This window comes from Paenibacillus favisporus, from assembly GCF_040545415.1.
Taxonomy (GTDB): domain Bacteria; phylum Bacillota; class Bacilli; order Paenibacillales; family Paenibacillaceae; genus Paenibacillus_AQ; species Paenibacillus_AQ favisporus.
Genome location: NZ_JBEPLV010000003.1, coordinates 1,018,086 through 1,037,027, shown reverse-complemented (window position 1 = coordinate 1,037,027; position 18,942 = coordinate 1,018,086). Strand labels below are relative to the sequence as shown.

The 18,942-nt window shown below is 52.5% G+C and carries 20 protein-coding genes; 4 read left to right on the top strand and 16 right to left on the bottom strand.

The window, feature by feature from the left end; genetic code table 11:
* Positions 1–26: 26 nt before the first annotated feature.
* The 9 genes from ABID47_RS17800 to ABID47_RS17760 form a co-directional block, all read right to left on the bottom strand.
* Positions 27–482 carry a MarR family winged helix-turn-helix transcriptional regulator gene (locus ABID47_RS17800; protein WP_089547191.1) on the bottom strand — a complete coding sequence of 152 codons (456 nt, stop codon included), beginning with the start codon at positions 480–482 and terminating at the stop codon, positions 27–29.
* 139 nt (positions 483–621) lie between these two features.
* Positions 622–1,314: an SDR family oxidoreductase gene (locus ABID47_RS17795; RefSeq protein WP_354498682.1), complete on the bottom strand. Its 693-nt coding sequence runs from the start codon at positions 1,312–1,314 to the stop codon at positions 622–624.
* A 45-nt stretch (positions 1,315–1,359) separates the two neighbouring features.
* Positions 1,360–2,139: an ABC transporter ATP-binding protein gene (locus tag ABID47_RS17790; RefSeq protein WP_354498680.1), complete on the bottom strand. Its 780-nt coding sequence runs from the start codon at positions 2,137–2,139 to the stop codon at positions 1,360–1,362.
* Positions 2,140–2,167: 28 nt separating this feature from the next.
* Positions 2,168–3,259 (bottom strand): ABC transporter substrate-binding protein, encoded by a 1,092-nt coding sequence (locus tag ABID47_RS17785; protein ID WP_354498678.1) that lies wholly within the window; start codon positions 3,257–3,259, stop codon positions 2,168–2,170.
* 84 nt (positions 3,260–3,343) lie between these two features.
* Positions 3,344–4,141: an ABC transporter permease gene (locus ABID47_RS17780; RefSeq protein WP_354498676.1), complete on the bottom strand. Its 798-nt coding sequence runs from the start codon at positions 4,139–4,141 to the stop codon at positions 3,344–3,346.
* Positions 4,142–4,177: 36 nt separating this feature from the next.
* Complete coding sequence (locus tag ABID47_RS17775) at positions 4,178–5,005, bottom strand: VOC family protein (RefSeq protein WP_354498674.1); 828 nt, start codon at positions 5,003–5,005, stop codon at positions 4,178–4,180.
* Between the two features lie 22 nt (positions 5,006–5,027).
* Positions 5,028–6,008 carry a zinc-binding dehydrogenase gene (locus ABID47_RS17770; RefSeq protein WP_116230587.1) on the bottom strand — a complete coding sequence of 327 codons (981 nt, stop codon included), beginning with the start codon at positions 6,006–6,008 and terminating at the stop codon, positions 5,028–5,030.
* On the bottom strand, positions 6,005–7,567 hold the full coding sequence (locus tag ABID47_RS17765) for a class I adenylate-forming enzyme family protein (protein ID WP_354498672.1): 1,563 nt from the start codon (positions 7,565–7,567) through the stop codon (positions 6,005–6,007). The genes ABID47_RS17770 and ABID47_RS17765 overlap by 4 nt, the downstream gene beginning before the upstream one ends.
* Positions 7,568–7,605: 38 nt before the next feature.
* On the bottom strand, positions 7,606–8,016 hold the full coding sequence (locus tag ABID47_RS17760) for a PaaI family thioesterase (protein WP_152404245.1): 411 nt from the start codon (positions 8,014–8,016) through the stop codon (positions 7,606–7,608).
* Between the two features lie 180 nt (positions 8,017–8,196).
* Here ABID47_RS17760 and ABID47_RS17755 point away from each other — a divergent pair, with 180 nt between their 5' ends.
* Complete coding sequence (locus ABID47_RS17755) at positions 8,197–9,180, top strand: MBL fold metallo-hydrolase (RefSeq protein ID WP_354498670.1); 984 nt, start codon at positions 8,197–8,199, stop codon at positions 9,178–9,180.
* A gap of 115 nt (positions 9,181–9,295) precedes the next feature.
* Here the strand turns inward: ABID47_RS17755 and pepF are convergent, their stop codons facing one another.
* From pepF to ABID47_RS17725, 6 genes are all read right to left on the bottom strand, one after another.
* Positions 9,296–11,095, bottom strand: coding sequence for an oligoendopeptidase F (pepF, locus tag ABID47_RS17750; RefSeq protein WP_354498668.1), 1,800 nt, complete (start codon positions 11,093–11,095; stop codon positions 9,296–9,298).
* Positions 11,096–11,190: 95 nt separating this feature from the next.
* On the bottom strand, positions 11,191–11,388 hold the full coding sequence (locus ABID47_RS17745) for a helix-turn-helix domain-containing protein (protein ID WP_354498666.1): 198 nt from the start codon (positions 11,386–11,388) through the stop codon (positions 11,191–11,193).
* Positions 11,389–11,544: 156 nt separating this feature from the next.
* Positions 11,545–12,228: an ABC transporter ATP-binding protein gene (locus tag ABID47_RS17740; RefSeq protein ID WP_354498664.1), complete on the bottom strand. Its 684-nt coding sequence runs from the start codon at positions 12,226–12,228 to the stop codon at positions 11,545–11,547.
* On the bottom strand, positions 12,225–13,349 hold the full coding sequence (locus tag ABID47_RS17735) for an ABC transporter permease (protein WP_354498662.1): 1,125 nt from the start codon (positions 13,347–13,349) through the stop codon (positions 12,225–12,227). The genes ABID47_RS17740 and ABID47_RS17735 overlap by 4 nt, the downstream gene beginning before the upstream one ends.
* A gap of 66 nt (positions 13,350–13,415) precedes the next feature.
* Positions 13,416–14,792 (bottom strand): sensor histidine kinase, encoded by a 1,377-nt coding sequence (locus ABID47_RS17730; RefSeq protein WP_354498660.1) that lies wholly within the window; start codon positions 14,790–14,792, stop codon positions 13,416–13,418.
* Positions 14,789–15,466, bottom strand: coding sequence for a response regulator transcription factor (locus tag ABID47_RS17725; protein ID WP_354498658.1), 678 nt, complete (start codon positions 15,464–15,466; stop codon positions 14,789–14,791). Before ABID47_RS17725 ends, ABID47_RS17730 begins: the two co-directional genes overlap by 4 nt.
* A 286-nt stretch (positions 15,467–15,752) precedes the next feature.
* On the opposite strand from ABID47_RS17725, the gene ABID47_RS17720 reads away from it, so the two are divergent.
* Genes ABID47_RS17720 through ABID47_RS17710 form a run of 3 tightly spaced genes read left to right on the top strand, consistent with a single transcriptional unit; the run spans position 15,753 to position 17,831 of the window.
* Complete coding sequence (locus tag ABID47_RS17720; protein WP_354498656.1) at positions 15,753–16,397, top strand: PadR family transcriptional regulator; 645 nt, start codon at positions 15,753–15,755, stop codon at positions 16,395–16,397.
* On the top strand, positions 16,397–16,768 hold the full coding sequence (locus ABID47_RS17715; protein WP_354498654.1) for a hypothetical protein: 372 nt from the start codon (positions 16,397–16,399) through the stop codon (positions 16,766–16,768). The genes ABID47_RS17720 and ABID47_RS17715 overlap by 1 nt, the downstream gene beginning before the upstream one ends.
* 43 nt (positions 16,769–16,811) lie before the next feature.
* Positions 16,812–17,831, top strand: a complete 1,020-nt coding sequence (locus ABID47_RS17710) for an alpha/beta hydrolase (protein ID WP_354498652.1) — start codon at positions 16,812–16,814, stop codon at positions 17,829–17,831.
* 72 nt (positions 17,832–17,903) lie between these two features.
* Here ABID47_RS17710 and ABID47_RS17705 read toward each other — a convergent pair whose 3' ends face one another.
* Positions 17,904–18,890, bottom strand: a complete 987-nt coding sequence (locus tag ABID47_RS17705; protein ID WP_354498650.1) for a phosphotransferase enzyme family protein — start codon at positions 18,888–18,890, stop codon at positions 17,904–17,906.
* Positions 18,891–18,942 lie beyond the last annotated feature (52 nt).

The following is an 18,942-nucleotide window of genomic DNA, read 5'->3' as shown; positions in this document are numbered from 1 at the left end:
TAACTCCGATGATGTAGTATACATTGTCATTCTTCAAGGTAGCGGCTTAATTCTTCGGTATAACGCTCAATAAAGTGCAATATCAGCTTCTGCTCGTCCGGGGAATAACTGTCGAAGTCCCGATCGATATCCGAGCTTCGGGACTCGTGATACCGGTAATGGCCTTCGAACGCAAGCTGTCCAAGCTCCGTCAGCCGGAAATGGACCTCTTTCTTGTTATCCTCCCGCTGGAACTTGCAGATGAGCCCCTTGGAGCCCAATTTGGCGATCGTCTTGGAGGCGGTTCCCTTGGTGATGTTCAATATGCTGGCAAGCTCTGTCAAATTGGAGTCCTGATGCCTTCCAATGGCTTCTATCATATGGATTTCCGAATAATACAGCAGCATGCCGGACACATATTCTTTTGGTTTTTTATTCAGGAGGTTATAAATTTCAAACATCCGTCCCAAGGCCAGGTCCACTTGAATATGAAACTGATCCAATACAAACGCTCCTCTAAATTGTTGTGTTCGTCAGAAACATTCACCTCATCTTATCCGTTCTTCCAAAATCCGTCAATCAAACGTATTGCCCCATCGTGAAATCATGAAATGAACCTTTTCCAATGCCAGCTAATTTCGACTAAAAAGTGTCGCCCAGCATCGGTCGGACCGTTAGCTCTTCGACGACCGCCTGTGGACTTAAAGACAAGATGGCTGCAACCAGCAAACCGATGTCGCTGCCTTCCAGCAGTCGGTCCGGGGCTGTTCGCTCATTGGGAACACGCCGCTCGGTAAAGGTGCCGCCGGGATGGATCAGCGTCACACCGACTCCGGCAGGCTTCAGTTCCTCCCGCAGACCGAGCGCGTAATTTCGGAGCGCCGCTTTGGAAATGCCGTACAGCGAGGTATCCGCCCGCAGTCCGGCCGTCGACCCGATGACCAGAATGCGTGGGTATTCACCTTGGCGGATCAGCGGAAGCAAAGTTCGCACCCAATTGTAGTTGGATACGACATTGGCCAGAAGGATGCGCTCCAGCTCTTCACCCTTTGGCTCTGTAACGGATCGGGTGTCATCGAAGAAAGCGGCAGCGTTCAAGATGAGAACGTCCGGTTGGAATTGATGTTCCTTCATATATATAATGAGCCGATCCGGTGTTTCCTCGCTCGTCTGGTCTGCCGTGAAAACCAGTGCATTCCCACCAAGCGCGGTTCGCGCTTCGGCCAATGATTCCCCGTTCCGCCCCACCAACAGCAGTTCATGACCGGAGATGGACAGCTGCCTGGCAATCGCAAGTCCGATCCCCCGGCTCCCTCCCGTAATGATGACTCTCATCGAAATCCCCCCCATATCATCCGGCCTGTAGTCCCTTTCATTCGGTTAAATAAAATATTCGGTGTCATTGCTCTGGACCGGGTTGTTGATTGCCATATAAATCTTTTCCACGATACTCAAAAGTTCCATATCGTTCCGGTTACGAGGCCGTTCGAACGGAACGTCGAAGATTTGCTGGATGCGGCCGGGACGCGGACTAAGAAGGACAATCCTTGTCGCCAAATAGACGGCTTCAGCCACGTCATGCGTAATAAAAAAGATCGTCTTCTTCTCTTTCTCCCAAATACGTATCATTTCGTCCTGCAAGGTCAACCGTGTTAAATGGTCCACCGCGCTGAAAGGCTCGTCCATAAGGATGACCCGCGGATCGGCAACCAGCGTCCGGGCAAGCCCGGCGCGCTGCCTCATGCCCCCGGAGAGCTGATGTGGATACTTGTCCTCGAAACCCGCCAAGCCTACAAGCTCGATCGTCTTTTGAACTTTGGCGCGCCGCTCCTCGCGTCTGACGCCGGCAATCTCCAAGCCGAATTCGATATTGCGGCGGATGCTCCGCCAAGGGAACAACGCGGAATCCTGAAACACGACGCCGATGTCGCGGCTGGTTCCGGCTTGCGGAACCTGATCCAGCAGCACCTCTCCGCTCGTCTGGGAAAGCAGACCCGCGGTAATTTCCAGGAGCGTGCTTTTTCCGCAACCGCTTGGACCAAGCACGCACACAAATTCCCCGTCCTGCACCGTCAGGTTAATGTCGTGCAGCGCATAGGTTTGCTCTTCATCGATATTTTCGTATTCCTTGGTAATATGCCGAAGCTCGATTGTCGGCATGACATCAGCTCCTTTCCCGCTTCCCCTTTTAATTGTTCGCCTTGTATTTGCCCAGCTTCAGCCTTTTGGCGACGCGCTCCGCAAACGTATTGTCGAATGTGCCGTCGACCGAGATTTTGTCCCGCTGCATGCCGTATTGATTCAGCAGATCCTCGGTCACTTGCAGACGGTTTTTATCGACGATCGGGTCGTTCTCCCAGAGGACGATTTCCGATTCGATTGCAGTACGTGCCGTCTTCTCATCAAGGTTCAAATACTTGGCTGCCCAAGGCAGGAATTCATCCAGATGCGTCTTGGCGTATTCGTTGGCATAGAAATACACTTCGAGTACGCGTTCGACTACTTCTGGCTGCTCCTTGATCAGCTTCTCGCTGGCTACCAGCACGCCGGTTTGGTATTTCGGCATAAACTCCCAAGTCTTGGCCAGCACATTCCCCTTGCCTGCTTGCTCCGCCATCGTTGCGAACGGCTGGTGAATAATCGTGGCGTCGACTTCGCCCGATTCAAACGTCGCGTAGGCGGATTGATACACGCCGTTCGGCACAAGCTGAACATCCTTTTTCGGATCGATGCCGTTCTGCGAGAGCACCTCCATCAAGGTGAGCGGCATACCTCCGATCGGCTGCGCAGAACCAATTTTTTTGCCTTTCAAGTCGGCGAACGACTTGATTCCGGGCTTGGCGATAATCCAGTAAGCCCCGCGGCTTCTCCACATATTGCTGACGACTTTAATTTTCACCCCGTTCACAATGGCAGGGATATAGGTTCCGGGATCCCCGTCGGCGATATCGACCTCTCCGGCTCCGAAAGCCGCAACCGGGTTAATCGTATCGACAAAGTTTAAATGAATGCCGGCATCCTCATACCAGCCTTTGTCAATGGCAAACTGATTGGCAATTCCGGTCATCCCTTTGGAAAAACCGGCCGTAAGGGTGACTTCCTTGTTGTCCCACCCTTTCCATGGCGGAATTCCTGCAGCGATATCCACGGTTGTATTGTCCAGTGTACTTGAAGCTGCCTCCGTGCCGCTTCCAGCTTCAGCAGAACCAGTGGAGCTGGTGGAAGCGGGAGCATCCTTGGAAGACGAGCCGCAAGCGGCGAGCGTGAAAACCAGGGACAATGAGATAACTCCGCTAATTGTTTTGCTTAACCATTGATTTGAGTACATGTGACTCTCCCCCCTTATTTAATGTAAAAATCTTAATCAGGCGACGCGGCTCGGCATCCACCGGCGGCATACCAATCTCTCGATCAGGTTGATCAGCCCGACGAACAGTACAGATAATACCGTCACCACGATGATGACTAAATACAATCTTGGCGTATTCAGCACAGCCTGAGACTCATTAAGCAGGAAACCAAGCCCGTTCTTGGCCGCAGCCATCTCGGCAAATACGACACCGGTGATCGCCGTCGCCGCCGTCACACGCAGCCCATTGAAAATGGAAGGAAGCGCCGAAGGCAGCAAAACCTTGAATACCGTTTGCGCCCGGCTCGCCTTAAATACTTTGGCCAGCTTCAAATGCTCCGTTCGGGTCTGCTTGGAACCCGTTACGGTGTTATACAAAATGTTAAAGAAACAGAATAGTATAACCAGAACGACCTTGCTTTTGAAGCCGATGCCGAACCATACAATGAGCAGCGGCATGATCGCCGTCTTTGGAATGGCCATGATCGCCGCCATCAGCGGGTCGATCAGCTTTTCCAATAACGGGAATGATACGAACAGCACCCCAAGCCCGATACCCGCCACCGCCGAAATGAGATATCCTACCGCAACCTCTTGCAGGGAAACGGACAAATGCGGCCAAAGTGTGTTTTCTTTGAGCATATATACGAACTCCTGTACGATCTGGGACGGGGAAGCCAAGAATACCCGGCTCACCCACTCCTTGGACACCGCCAGCTGCATGCCCGCCAGCAGTGCGGCAATAAATACAATTTGCACAAATCGGATCCATAGGTTTTTCGCTTTAGTATCTTTTTTGGTACGTAACGCCATGCGATGCCTCTCCTTTCCTTCAGGCGTCCCCTTCGACTACTTCAAATGATAGAAAGAACCGTGGATGTTGACGTACTGCTCTGGTGAGCCTTCCTGACCGCTGTTCAGTCCGACTAGAAACGGACGTTCTGCCCTTGATTGCAAGTACTCCCTTGCGGGTCCCTCTTGATCGGGCTCCAGAAATACCAGTTGGAACGAACCCAGATCAATGACTTGTTTCTTGCCCTTCCAATAGTCATCATAGACGGCTTCTCCGGCCTCTAAGTGGAGCCATTTCGCCCAACGGCTGACCGTTTTTCCCAAGTCGCGAACCGTAAACGCCACATAATCCAGAGTCATGGGCCCCCGGGCATGATCCGTAATGGTGCCGTTTGCCGTTAGTTCGGCCCTTCTGTCTTCATCAGAATCATTCCATTGGATGAAGAATGGCAGCGGCAGTCCTTCGTCAGGTAAACCTGCGAACAACAGCTTCCATTCCAGCAGTTTCCCGTCCGGCCTTCTGCGGGAACAATCCACAGGGCCGATCACCTGATTACCCCCGGCAGCCAGCTGCTCCGCCAACTCATCCATTTGCTCCGTCCGCAGCGCGATCCGGCTGAGCCCTTCGACATAACCGTCACCTGCCAGCGTATCCACGAGCCCGTAACGTTGGGTATCCTGGTGGGGAGGCAGCAGCTTCGGGTCAAAAATGCCGATCCATTCGATATAGCGAAGATCAAAATACGTTAGCGCATTGTACGTTCCTACCGATTCGTGCCTCCCGCCGTTCACCGTATGAATCCCCAGCCCTGCAAGTTCTTCCGGCGCTTGCTCAGGTTTATTCACAAAATGTACGGCATGATCAAACGTTAATTGGACTCCCATGGTTCGCTCCTCCTTGGCTTGTTTAAGGATGAATGATGATCTTGCCGAAAAATTCCCGTTCTTCGATCAAACGGTGCGCTTCCCTGATATCTTCCAGCGGAAGTACGCGGTCGATGACCGGCTTCAGTTTTTTACGGCTTACTAAATCCAACAGCGTATGCAGATCTCCCTCTCCCCAGCCGTTGGAGCCTATGATCGAAATCTCGCGGACCCATACGTACCGGAGGTCCGTAACGGCCTCGAATCCCGTCGTTGCTCCGCAGGTCAGAATCCGTCCTCCTTTGCGTGTCGCTTTGATGCTCTGCGGCCAAGTGGCTTTCCCGGTATAGTCCACTACAATATCCGCGCCTTGCTTGTCCGTTAAAGCCCATACTTCCTTGGAAAAATCGGTTTTGCTGTAATTGATCACATGATCCGCTCCAAGCTCTTTCAGCTTCTCCGCCTTGCTGTCCGATCCGGCTGCCGCAATAATGCGAGCCCCTGCCAGCTTGGCGATTAGCACCGCGGCATTCCCTACGCCGCCGCTAGCCCCCAAGATGACAATCGTTTCGTTGGCCTGAAGCCTGCCCTGCGTAATCAGCATCCGCCAGGCCGTTCCATAGGCGATCGGCAGTGCAGCCGCCTCGTCAAAGGAGATATCCTCCGGAAGAGGAATCAAATTGATTGCCGGAACCTTTACGTATTCCGCCAGCCCACCCGTTGTATCCTCACCGAGTGCCCCTTTGCCAGGGATATGCGGATCGATCAGGACCCGGTCACCGGGATTAACGTTCGTGACCCCGGATCCGATCTCTTCGACGACGCCGGCGACGTCTCCGCCCGAAATATGGGGCAGGTCCAGTTTTCTTCCAGGAATCCCTCTCCTAACGAAAATATCCAAATGGTTCAGGGATACCGCCTTGACTTTGACCAGAACTTCTCCATGACCGGCTTCCGGTTTCGGATAATCCCCAACCACCACATTGTTTCGATCTCCATGTTCAAGAATCAGCGCTGCTTTCATATCGATTTGCCCACTCCTTTTTGTAATTGTTCGGCCAACATTTGTTTGAGCCGCGTCCGATCCACTTTCCCCGGACCGGTCAGCGGAAAAGCGTCCAATTCGTAAATCTCGCGTGGATGCGCATAGGCCGGTCCCCGCTCAATGAAGAACCGCTTGATTTCCTCACGATCGATGGGATGATTCAACACGACAAATGCTGCCGGCACCTCCCCCTTGAGTTCGTGAGGGATCGGAAGAACACAGGCATCCTCGACATGCGGATGCTGAAGCAGGATGTTTTCGACTTCCTTCGGATAGACGTTCTCGCCGCCTACGTTGATCATGTCGTCCTTGCGTCCAACAATGTAGACATAACCCTCATCGTCCTGCCACGCCATATCTCCTGTTTTGAGCCAGCCGTCTGAAGTGATCCGTTTGCGCGTCACGTCCGGCAGATTCCAATAGCCGTCCGCTACGCCGGGGTTACTCACCCACAATTCGCCTATCGTTCCTTCCGGGACATCTGCTTCTGTCTCATTTACGATCCGAATCGAACATCCCGGCAGCGGAAAGCCGGCCGATCCCGGCTTGTGCAGGCCTTTACGCGATTCCAGCACAACCGGTCCTCCTTCGGTAAGGCCGTAACCTTCATACACCTCGATGCCCATCCACTGCTTGATGTCCTCCAGGAGTTCAACCGGCGTATCGGACGACCCGCATATCGCATACTTCAGTGAGCTGAGATCATAAGAAGCGGATGACTCTTTCAGGTGAGTCACAAGCATGCGGTACAGGGCTGGAACGCCGGAAATATAAGTGGCCCGATGCGTCCCGATCGCATGAAAAATAGCCGCAGGCTCAGGCGCCGGTAGGATAACGGCAGATGACCCGGAATAAAACACCGCCTTCATGGACAGCATGGCATTCTTATGATAAAGAGGCAGGGATATCACGATCCGGTCTTCCTGATGCAGGTCGCGGATTTCGGCAATCGCCGTTACGTTCCACAGCTGACCGCTGTGAGTGAGGCGGCATCCTTTGGGATTTCCCGTAGATCCGGAGGTGTACGGAAGCAGGCACAGATCGCCGCCGCGGGTCGGATACAGGTCCAACTGGGTATTCTGTGACGATAGTATTTCATCATACACCAATGAATTCAGCCCGAGATCGTCCGGATGTGATTCCTTCGTGCAGATGACGCTTGCCGCGACATCAGCCTCCTGATGAATGATCCTTGCCTTGTCCCCCATAGATGAGTGGTACACCAGCAAGCGGCTGCCGCTATCCCTGTAAATATAAGCAAGCGTATCTGCGCCCAGCTTCGAATTCATCGGCACCGGGACCGCTCCTATGGTCATCAGTCCGAAGCAGATTTCCAAAAACCTGAAGTCATTGATGAATAGCACGGCCACCCGGTCTCCGGGCTCAACACCAAGTCCGGCAAACAAATTGCCCGCCTGGTTTGTACGGCTTTGAAGCTCACCGTAGTTTATCGTTCTCCCTTGGGCAATGATCGCAGGACTTAAAGGAGCACGGGCTGCCGAGGAACGAATGATTTCTGCAAAATTGTAAGAGTTCATCGCTGCTCCACCTTTGTATTCTTAATATTGTTGGCTTCTTACTCCTGTTTTGAGCTAAACAATCCTCTTCCGATCGCAATCGCTTTACCGGTTGTATCGGCAGCCACGATGTCGGCGATGCTGACGGTCCTCCCCAGCTTGACTACGGAACCGGTAAACAGCAGATCCCCCGCCCTCCCGGGACGCAGGTAGTCGATTTTGAGATCGACCGTCGGAACCGGCTGATTCAGCTGACTGAACACGGCAAAATATCCGGCGATGTCGATGACTGTGGCAAGAATCCCCCCGTGGATGTATCCGTCGGCAGAGGTATAAAAGAGCTCGTTATAGGGCAGCCGGATCGTAACGGACTGCTCGTTCACTTCTTCGAGCCGGATGCCCAGAAATTGATGAAACTTCGTACCGGTAAGAACCGGCTCAATTTCTTCTCGAGTTAAAACGGCGGCCATTTGAGGTTCACCTCCTTTTTGTTTGCCTGTGAAACATTTTTAATCATACTAAACCGGTAGGAATTAAAAGTCTAATTGAACTTTTCTATATAAAATCAAATAAAATCTATATGTCATTGACGCAGGGCTCGACATTGATCTATAGTTCTCACTAAACTTCGACAAAGAGGAGACCAATTCATGGAGACGCCGCTGAAGCAAATCTATCAGATTCGCATCCCGCTTCCCTTTCGACTCAATCACGTGAACAGCTATCTCGTTCAGGACGGGTCTTTTTGGAGCGTCATCGATCCCGGGCTGGACACCTTAGTTACCGAGAAATCATGGGTGCAGACGCTGCATCAGCTCAATGTAAAGCCCTCTGATATCCGCAATATTTACATCACGCATTTCCATCCTGACCATTATGGGTTTGCCGGGAAGATGCAGCGCTGGACGGGAGCCGAAGTGAATGCAAGTGGTGAGACTTATGCCTTGGCCGAGCGTTATTTCAGCAAAGAGCAGGGGGTGCGAAATCTCCATTTTTATTTAAAAAGCGGCATGCCGGAGACTCTAGCTCAGGATGTAGCTGAGCTGGATTCGCAGCTGCTCCATCAAATTTCCCCAATTACGGGTACAAGGGTAAACCTGCTGGAAGGTGACTCGATCGTGCTCGCCGGGGAGCCGTATGAAATCGTACTTGGCGGCGGTCATGCCGAGGGCAGCGTGGGGTTTTGGAATGCGGAGAGGCAGGCGCTGATTGGCGGGGATCTGTTGCTGCAGAAAATCACGCCCAACATCACATATCAGTACGAAGAGGATGAGGGTAATCCGCTTGAGTCATATTTCGCGACATTGAACGCGCTGCAAAGACGGATGGTTCGCACCGTTCTGCCCGGACACGGACCGGTGTTTCAGCCGCAGACGGACTATTTTGAATCGGTGATTGCCCACCATAAGGAGCGGCTCGATCATGTCCTGGGCATTGTACATGAGGCTGGAAGCGCTGGTACTACGATATATGACATTAGCATGAGGCTGTTCTCCAAAGTTTTTGACAACGACAGCGCACGGTTTGCGCTTGGGGAAACCGCAGCTCACGTACGTTACCTGGAACGACAAAAACTCTTGCGGGTGCAAGAGTCCGGGGGAAAGTATTCCGTTTTTGAAAATGTACAATATTAGCTTCACATGGCCGTTATTCCACACATCCAGCAATCGTAGTACGCTCGTCAAACAATCATCGATCTAAAAAAGAAAGGTCCGGTAAATCCGGACCTTTCGTCTCTTCATGAAAAAATCAATACAAACTCTCAAGCTCATCGATCAGGGAACCGACATAAGCGGCCGCACTGCGGATCGGATCGGGCTGAGACATATCCACGCCGGCCAGCTTCATCAATTCCAGTGGGCTCATAGAGCCACCGGCTTTTAACACTTCGAGCCAGCGGTCCACCGCAGGCTGTCCTTCCTCCCGGATCAGCTTGGCGACGGCAGTGGATGCAGAGAGGCCGGCTGCATAAGTGTAAGGATACAAGCTCATATAATAATGCGGCTGGCGCATCCAGGTTAACTTGGCTTCTTCGTCGATGACCACGTCCGCACCCCAGAACGATGACAGGATATCGCCTTTCAGCTCGCACAAGGTTACCGCAGTGATCGGCACATTCTTCATGGCCAGATCGTAAACTCTACGCTGGAGCTCGCCTTCCAGTAAATGCGTCACAAAGTTATGGAAGTACGTGCCGAGCAGCTGCGAAATCACCCAGCGGCGCATTCTAGGTTCACTAGACCGCGCCAGAAGATGATCCGCCAGCAGGAGCTCGTTCATCGTTGACGGTGCCTCGATAAAATACAGGGACGGACGGGCATTCGTCAGCCGCTGGTATTTCGCTGCAAGCATCAAATGGCCGGCATGCCCTACTTCGTGAGCGAGCGTAAACGCCCCGCGCATGCTGTCGGACCAGCTGATCAGAATGTACGAGTGAACGCCCGGAATCGACGAGCAGAAAGCCCCCGTGCGTTTGCCGGCGTTGTCCGCGTAATCCACCCAGCGGTTGCGGAAGGCATCCGATACGATTTCCCCGTACTCCGGTCCGAGGATGGCCAAAGCTTCCTTGATCAATTCTCCGGCTTCCTGAAAGGATATTTCCGGGTTGTAATCAGGATCGAGCGGCGCTTTCAGGTCGGCAAACGTCATCTCATCCAATTGGAGCACCTTTTTCTTCAGGGCGGCATATCTGCGCATATGCGGCGCCAGCTCCTCCTGCAAAATATCCAGGACGTTGTTGTACATCTCCTTGGTGACCTGCTGCGGCCGCAGAAGCATATCGGTCACGGACTCGTAACCGCGCAGGCGGGATTCAATGACCTGCCGCTTGACTTCGGTGCCGTATGCCTCGGCAAACGTATTCCGGTATTTATGCAGCGTGTCGCTGAACGCTTTAAACGAGTTGCGGCGCAGTTCAGTATCGGGCGATTCGCAGTACTTATTCTCATACAGGGCAAACGAAACCGGTACTTCTTCCCCTTCGCCGTTCACCGCCTGCTTGAAGGTCATATCGGCCAGCTTGCTCCGTTCGTAAATCCGGTAAGGGGCATCCAATACCTCGCCCAGCGAGGCCAGCACCTTCTCCGTTTCCGCCGTCAAGCGGTGGGGTTTCGTTTGCAGGAGCAGGCGAAGGCTGCGCTCGAATTCCTGCAGTTCGGGCTGATCTGCTATGTACTGGTCAATCGTACCGTCCGGAAGCGCAATGATTTCGGATTTGATAAAAGACAACGCCGAGCTGACCTGCGAGGCAAGGTCGCGCGCTTTCGAAGCGTTCGTCTGATTCTCCGGATTGATGCTGTCGCCAGACTGATGCAGGTACGCATACGCTCCTGCCCGGCTCATTCTGCCGGAAAGCTCTTCCTGGGCCTGCAGGCAGGCCAGCAAAGTGTCAGCGCCTTGACTTAGTTCGCCTTCATATTTCGTAACCGTGCCGATATCCCGCTGAATATCATTTAATTCTTGTTCCCATGCTTCTTTGGACGGAAAGATATCGTCCAGGTTCCAGGTGGTTTCCACCGGCACTTCAGCCCGTGTTAAAATTTTCGACATACGCAAAGCCCCTCTCCCAAGTACTTGAATTGACCATTGTATAAATACCAATATGCTCCATTGTATCATAGATGGATACGGTAACGGTAAGCGTTTTATTGATACAACGAATTGTTCTTCCGGTAGTGTGAAGGGGACATGCCAACGATTTTGCGGAAGGTGGCCAGGAAGTGGCTGTACTCCTCGAACCCAACTTCAGCGGCGATATCGGCAAGCGGCCTGTTGGTGGCAAGCAGCAGTTCCTGCGCTTTCCCGATTCTTACCTGCAGCAAATATTGATAAGGAGACACCATTATAGAAGACGCAGATGACCCTCGCTCGTATTGGCTACCTTGGCCAAATCTCCAAGTCTAATGGGAGCAGCATACGATCTTTGTATAAAAGCGCAAACTTCGCGCACCCTCTCGTCGACGATCGGTTCCGGGGTCATCAGGTGCGTTTATCGAATGTCACACCGGATGCTCCGTCAGCTTTCCTTTATCCAGATAAAATACCCGGTCGCAATATGGGAGCACCCTGTCGTCATGCGTAACCATCACCGCGCTTTTTCGCTGCTCCTTGACCTGCTTCGCAATCATGGCGACAACTTCCAACCCTCGCGAAGCGTCCAGGCTTGCTGTCGGCTCATCGGCGAACAATACGGCGGGGTCATTCATCAGCGCCCTGGCGATCGCCACCCGCTGCCGTTCACCCCCGGAAAGCTTATGCGGATAGGCATTCTTCCGATGCGTCAGCCCCATCTTCTGAAGCAGTTCGTCAGCCCTCGCCGAGCAAACCTCCTTACCGCTCCCCGCCAGCTTAGCCACGAGCATCAGCTGCTCCTCCACCTTGAGATACGGTATCAGATTGGCGTTCTGAAAAATAAAACCCATCTTCCTCAGGCGCAGCTCTGAAAGGGCTTGTTTGTCCTGGCCGATTATGGACTTGCCGTCGATCAAGACATCTCCTCCAGTCGGCTGCAGCAGTGCCCCGGCGATCGACAAAAACGTGCTCTTGCCGGAGCCCGACGGTCCCATGACGGCGACCAATTCCCCTTCCGCTACCTTCAGGTTGAGACGGTCCAGGATCGTCCGCTGAAATCCACCGTCTGCAAAAGTGCGTGTGATGTCGTGCATTTCCAAGCGATTGTTCATGCTGCTGCCCTCCCTATTGCATCCAATGCTTCGATGCGGGCTACCTTCCACACCGAAAACAGCGAGCCGGCCAAGGACATCGCGATAAACGCAGCGCAGGTAAGCGCCAGCATGTCCGCCCCTAACTGAAACGGCATCGTCCCGGGAAGCGCCATTTCTAACACTTTCACCAGAAAAATGCTGACTGCCAAGCTGAATACGGATAAGAGCAGTACTTGAAGCGTCACGCTTCCGGCCAGATACGCAGTGCGTGTACCAATCGCTTTGAGGATGCCGAATTGGCTCGTTTTTTGAATCGTGATGACGTAAAAGAAGACAGCCAGCACGAACGCCGAGATAACAAACAGGAACGCAATCATCATCAAAAGGGAGCCCTGTTCCTCTTTGTATCCGGGAGTCGCCGACACAGCATCCGCCTTCTTGATGATCTCTGTGTTCGGAACCGCACTTTGAAGCTTAGAGACCTGACCCTCCGTAGCCTTAACCGCAACCGCGTTATATGCGGCCTGCCCTTCGGAACTGCCGGACCCTGATTGCGCAGACGATGGCGAATGAAGCCCCATCCACTCCTCTTTACTCAAGAACACGGCTGGAGCGTGGCTGAACGACTCATTTTTGACAAAACCGGTTACGGTCCACCGGGTTCCCGAAGCTTGATCGACCAGGATGGATCCTAATCTGACGCCGTGCTCCGCCAGCTTCTCATCCACGACGACACCGCCTGTTTCATGTTTCTCCGTAGCCCCCATGGTTAGATTCGGTGCCAGCCATCCTTTGGGATTAACGGCTAACAGCGCAACGTCGATTTTTTGAATGCCACCGGAAAGAACGACGCTCGTCATTTGCACCCCCAGCGGCTCCGCATTCGATTCGCCCACGACGGACCGGGTCTGTTCGAGCTTCTCCCCACTGATCTGTGAACGGGTAAAGCGATGATCGGATCCTTGCTCCAGCACGAAATGGGTGGCGGGCATATTTTGGATCGAGGCTGCATTATCATAGGCCAAGCCCTGGGCAAGACCTGTGACGAACAGCACGAGAAACGAAATCAGCAGCATGATGGCTGCAATCAAAGAATAACGGGCCTTGGCGAATCTGATTTCCCGTAAAGCTAAATACATCCTGCTTCCCTCCTTTGGAATGAGTCCAGTATAGGAAGCGAATGTGAACGGCGCATGAATGGCAAATTACAACGCAGGCAGCGTAACGGTAAAGCAGGTTCCTTCGGGTGAACTGGTTACCTCGATGTGGCCTTCGTGAAGCTGCACGATCCTTTTGACAATAGCTAAGCCAAGGCCTGTGCTTCCGGAACCCCGTTCATGCGCCCGATCTGCGCGATAGAAACGGTCGAATAAGAAGGGCAAATGCTCTGCGGCAATGCCGTCGCCCGTATCCCGGATTTCCACCTTGATATCGGCATGCGTTTGTTCGGCATGAACGGTAATGGTCCTCCCGGCAGGAATATGCTGGGCAGCGTTTCCGATCAGGTTCATCCACACCTGTATGAGCAGCACGTCGTCCCCGGTTAACGTTATAGATTCGGGTATAGATATTTTCAGCAGAAGCTCTTTCTCCTCGATACGCCACTTGAGCATCTGAACCGCCTGACGAACCTGATCCCGCAGGGAAAATGTTCTCCGGTTAACTGCAACCTGTCCCTGTTCCAGGGATGAAAGCAGGAGCAGCTGCTTGCTGAGCATCGAAAGATGGCGGCTTTCCTGTTCGATAATAGATGCATAGTGCGCAGATTCCTCTGAAGATAGACGGGACCCCCCAAGCAGTTTGGCAAACCCCTGAATCGACGTCAGCGGCGACTGGATTTCGTGCGAGACGTTGGATACAAACTGCTGTCTCGCCGCGTCCGTACGCTCCAGCTCCCGGCTCATGACCATAAAATGCTCGGCGAGCCTGCCGATTTCGTCCCTCCGTTTGGTCGGCAGCACGATATTGTAATTCCCCTGCGCGATACGCTTCGTTGCCTCCGACAACCGGGTCACCGGCTTAACGAGATAGCGTGTGCTGATCAAAAACAGGACGACGCTGATAGCTACCGTTAAGATCCCGACCAAAGCGAAAAAAATCCGCAGCTCCCCAAATTGCAAAATGACGTCAGGATGCATAAATAAAGCGAATTGACGGCCGCCTGCCGCGACGGGTACCCCGACCGTATTGCTTAACCGGTTATCGAAGAACCCGGAGATAAAAGGCTTGTTCGGGAATTGGGCTACCCCATGATAGATGTCTCCCTGCAGAACCTTTGATATGGTGCTCTCGCCCAAATCCATTTTGCGAAAACTGCGGCCGTAATAGCGGTCATCCTTGTCCCCGTCCGTCAAATAAATCTGATATCCAAGCGCTGCCGCATTCTGCAGGTAGGCATCGACATCCGCAGGCTCATTCTCCAAGAACCGCTTCATTTGGCTGGCGATCCCGACGAGCTTCTCGTCGTTGAACGGTTTGAGTTTGACATGGTAATACATATTGGAAGCCAAAAAGCCTAGCGTGCTACTGACAACAATCACAATGAGGGTGATAAGAAACACACGCGAATACAGCGATTTCATCGTTTAGTCACCTCTAATTTGTACCCGATGCCCCTTACCGTTTGAATGGAGAAATCGTCTGTATAGTCCGCAAACCGCTGACGAAGCCGCTTGATATGGACATCGACCGTTCGGTCATCCCCCTCGTAATCGGCTCCCCATACCAGCCGGATCAACTCGTCCCGCGAAAACAGCCTTCCCGGATATTGGGCAAGCTGCGAGAGCAGCTCAAACTCCTTCATCGGCAGCAAAAAGACGCTCTGGCCATCGGTAACCTCAACGTTGTTCCGGTCGATCACGATTCGGTTCAAATAAAGTGTATCACTTGAGGTGCGCTGATAGCGGCGAAACAGCGCCTTGACGCGAAATACCAATTCCTCCGGTTCAAAAGGCTTGGTCAGGTAATCATCTGTTCCCCGGGAGTAAGCCTCTTCCTTGTCGGTTAGCTGGTCTTTTGCCGTCAGCATGATGATGGGAATATCGTAATTTTCCCGGATATATTCGCACAGCTCGTACCCGTCCATATATGGCATCATGATATCTACGACGGCGAGGTCCATGTCATGCCTGTCCATCATTTTGGCTGCTTCCATACCGTTCTCGGCTTCATAGACTTGATAGCCCTCTCTCGTCATGACGAATCGCAGCAATTCACGGATATGGCTGTCATCGTCCACAATCAGCAGTTGTCTCATCGAAACTCCCCCACTTTATACAACATTCGTAACGATCAATATATCAAAAGGAGATGAACGGCATATGAACAAAACAATACAAAACCGCACCTCCCTATGAATCCTTATCATTTCTGCCATCACTTGTAAGAAAACAGCCATGATGAAAATAATCATCCTCTATTTTTTTAGAATACACAACATTTCGGATTTTCATTTTGAGCAAACTAACGGAGATTTGACAAAAAGCGGATCGGGACGCATAATATCTCTGGCAGAGATATTACTTTAAAGGAGTGCTTTGATAATGCATCGACAAGAGAATGAAGATGGGACAGCAGGCTCAAACCCCGCAATGACGGATATAGAGCCTCTCGAACTTACGCCAACCGCCTGGTCGATCTTAGGTTTCCTCTCCTTGCATCCGAGAAGCGGCTATGAAATACGGGAGGCGGCAAAACGGTCGGTCCGCATGTTCTGGGGCATCAGCGACGGGCAGCTATATCCACAGCTGAAGGTACTTGAGTCGTTACAGCTTATTGAAGCGCCGCAAGGTGCCGAAGGGCCAAGAGCCCGTCAACGGTGGCATCTCACGGATAAGGGCCGGATCGCTCTGCGTCAATGGCTGGCAGCTCCGTCTGCACCCATTCAGATCAGGGATGAGAATCTCGTTAAATTTTTATTTGCCAGTCGGGAAGGACCGGAAATGATCGTGAATCTGATCCGGGAACGCCGTGCTAGCTTTGAATGGATGCTGAAAACCATTCAGGAAATCCAGCCGGGCAGCTCATGGGATCGTCCGGAGGACGTTTCGTCACTCCCAGTTCCCTCTATGCTCAAGCAATACGGAACAGCGTATGCCCAAATGGTCCTGGACTGGTGTAATGAAGCAGAATCCCAGCTTTTATCTTTATCGCTAAAAGAATCGCAAACAGAGGAGGAGCAGCCCTGATGTCCAATCATCGGAGAATCGAATCAACCAAGCCCCCAATCGTCACGTTCGTGCAAATTCTGTTTTATGCCACAGCCGTAATCAATGGGATTAATGGCATTTATTCGTTGGGCAGCCCGGGAATGGTCAAGAAAGCGTTATGCGTGATCATGATCCTCACGGCAATTGCTTCGGTTTATGCAGCCTATCGCCTGAGCATTCCCGCCCTCTTCAGCAGGTATGCAGCGAACGTTCTTTGCACCATCCTGATCGTCACGCGGATTGCCGAGTTCGCCGCATGGCATAGCACCGGGTTTTTGCTTGGAATCATTTTGCCGGTCATCGTCCTATGGAGAATAAACAGCCCGGAGGCTAAAGCCTGGTTTCATTAATGGGGGTGATCTATTCCATCACATATGGGCAGGAGGAAGGATAATGAAGACTATAAAGAGGTTGCTGCTGACGATTTTTGTGCTCCTGATGATCGTTACGGCCGGCGTTGTCACCTTTGCGGCAACCCCGCTTTCGTCCTGCCAATTCTCCGGCCATGTCGTCTCCAATGTATCGTCCGAGGGAGTTGGCCCGGACACAGACGCCACAAGCCGGCTGCCGGACAATCATGTTCAATACGTAGAAGCCACCGACCGCTTACGCCTGGCTTACCGAAGCTATATTCCCGATCATCCAAAAGCGGTGGTCCTATTTTATCACGGTTCGGGGGCCAATAGCGGCGCTGGGTATCAGCCGATCGGGGAGCAGCTTAGTCAGAATTATGGAATTGCTGCGTACCTGCCTGACATCAGAGGCCACGGCTTGTCTGATGGACCGCGGGGAGATGCGCCAAGCGTTCAGCAAGTTTACAACGATGTCACCACCATGATCGAGGAAGCGCATCGGCAGTTTCCTTCCCTTCCGGTATTTATCGGCGGACATTCTGCCGGAGCCGGTTTAATCATCAATTATATACATTCTTCCGGGCATCAACCCGTCAACGGCTATTTGTTCGTCGCGCCGGATTTCGGTCCGAAATCCAATACCATGTACGAAGGCAACGGCAATTTCGCGACCGTATGTATTAAAGCTTTGGTAGCCCATGAACTTACCTTTGGATTGGCAAAAGGCCATGCTGCGGGTGTTCGCTACAATTATTCGGATAAGCAGTTGAAGTCCGGCCTGGGGCTGATACAGTACAACAGCGTCAACATGGCATCGGCGCTCAATCCCTTGAAGCCTTCCGAGGAAGTAGCCGGGATCGATCAGCCATTCGGGCTCTGGGTTGGCACTGACGATGAAATCATGATACCACGAAAAGTCGTGGCCTTTGCAGCTCTTGCATCCCAGGTCAAGGATCGGTCCCTCATCCAGATGGTGCCCGGCGAGAAGCATTTAACCATCCTCAACGATGCAGCCAAATACATCGGCCCATGGGTGCTGCAATCTGCAGCTCATCCATAAGTCTGATTACAGCAGTTAGCCGGAGGCCCTGCTTTAAGGCATAAATGAAGGTTTCCGGCTTCCGCTCATAGTTTACACTTTGGAAAAGATCCGCTCACCCTGCAGGAACGGCTTGCAGTATTCTGCGCATAAGCGCGGCATCCGCTCCCGCATCCACCCATGAACTGCTTCATTCGGCATTTGAAATGCATAATACCCGATGATTGCCACGAGCGCAAAGCCCTCCAGCAGGACCCTATCACCTGTGCTTATACTGCGTCCTATCACTTCATAATACCCATCCAACAGCACGTCCCTGTGTTCGGGCGGCACCATGATGGCCCCCATCGCCACGTCCAGCAGTTCGTAACCTTCTCCGAAAAAACCAAAATCGATAAAGCTCATGATCCCTTCGGATGAAATTATTACGTTGCCTAATCCCAGATCTCCATGGATGAGCGCTAACCGGCCGGACGGCGTCTTAGCTGATGCAGCTAAAAGCTTGTTGATTTCCCGCAAGGTTTCATCAATGATGTCGACATCGGATCCTGTAAACAGGCCTAGTCTGAGTCCTTTCCGGACCGTTTCGGCCAGCCATTGATTGTAAGCCATCCCCTGGCTGGGCCGATTCTCCAGCGTTTTGTGATAGTATCCGCGAAAAAAAGTATGCAGCTCGCCGATTTGGCTGCCGAGCCTGCGTACCAGTTCGGGTTGGCTGACATCCGTTTTATTGAGGTCCCTCCCCTCTAACCATGAGAGCATGGAGCAATTCAGATGACGTCCATTATGCTCCACCACGGTGATCAAGTTCCCTTCCGAATTACGGATCGGGGTCTGGACGCTAAAGCCGCTGTTGTGGGATAGCTCCTCCAGCATATGCAGTTCACCCAGCAGTCCTTCATAGGTATGCTGCTTACCGGTCATCCCCTCTTGGAAGGGCTGATGGATTCGCAACACAAATTTGCGGCCGTCGCCCGCATTTACCTTGTATGTTTCGTTTTCGTTATGCCGGATAAAATCGAATGATGCCCCCTCAATGCCAAACCTTTGTGCCAACCGCTCCAAATCTTCGTTTGTCATGGATTGTACCTCGTTGAATTGGGATGAATGCCTTCTAATACCAAAAGATTAT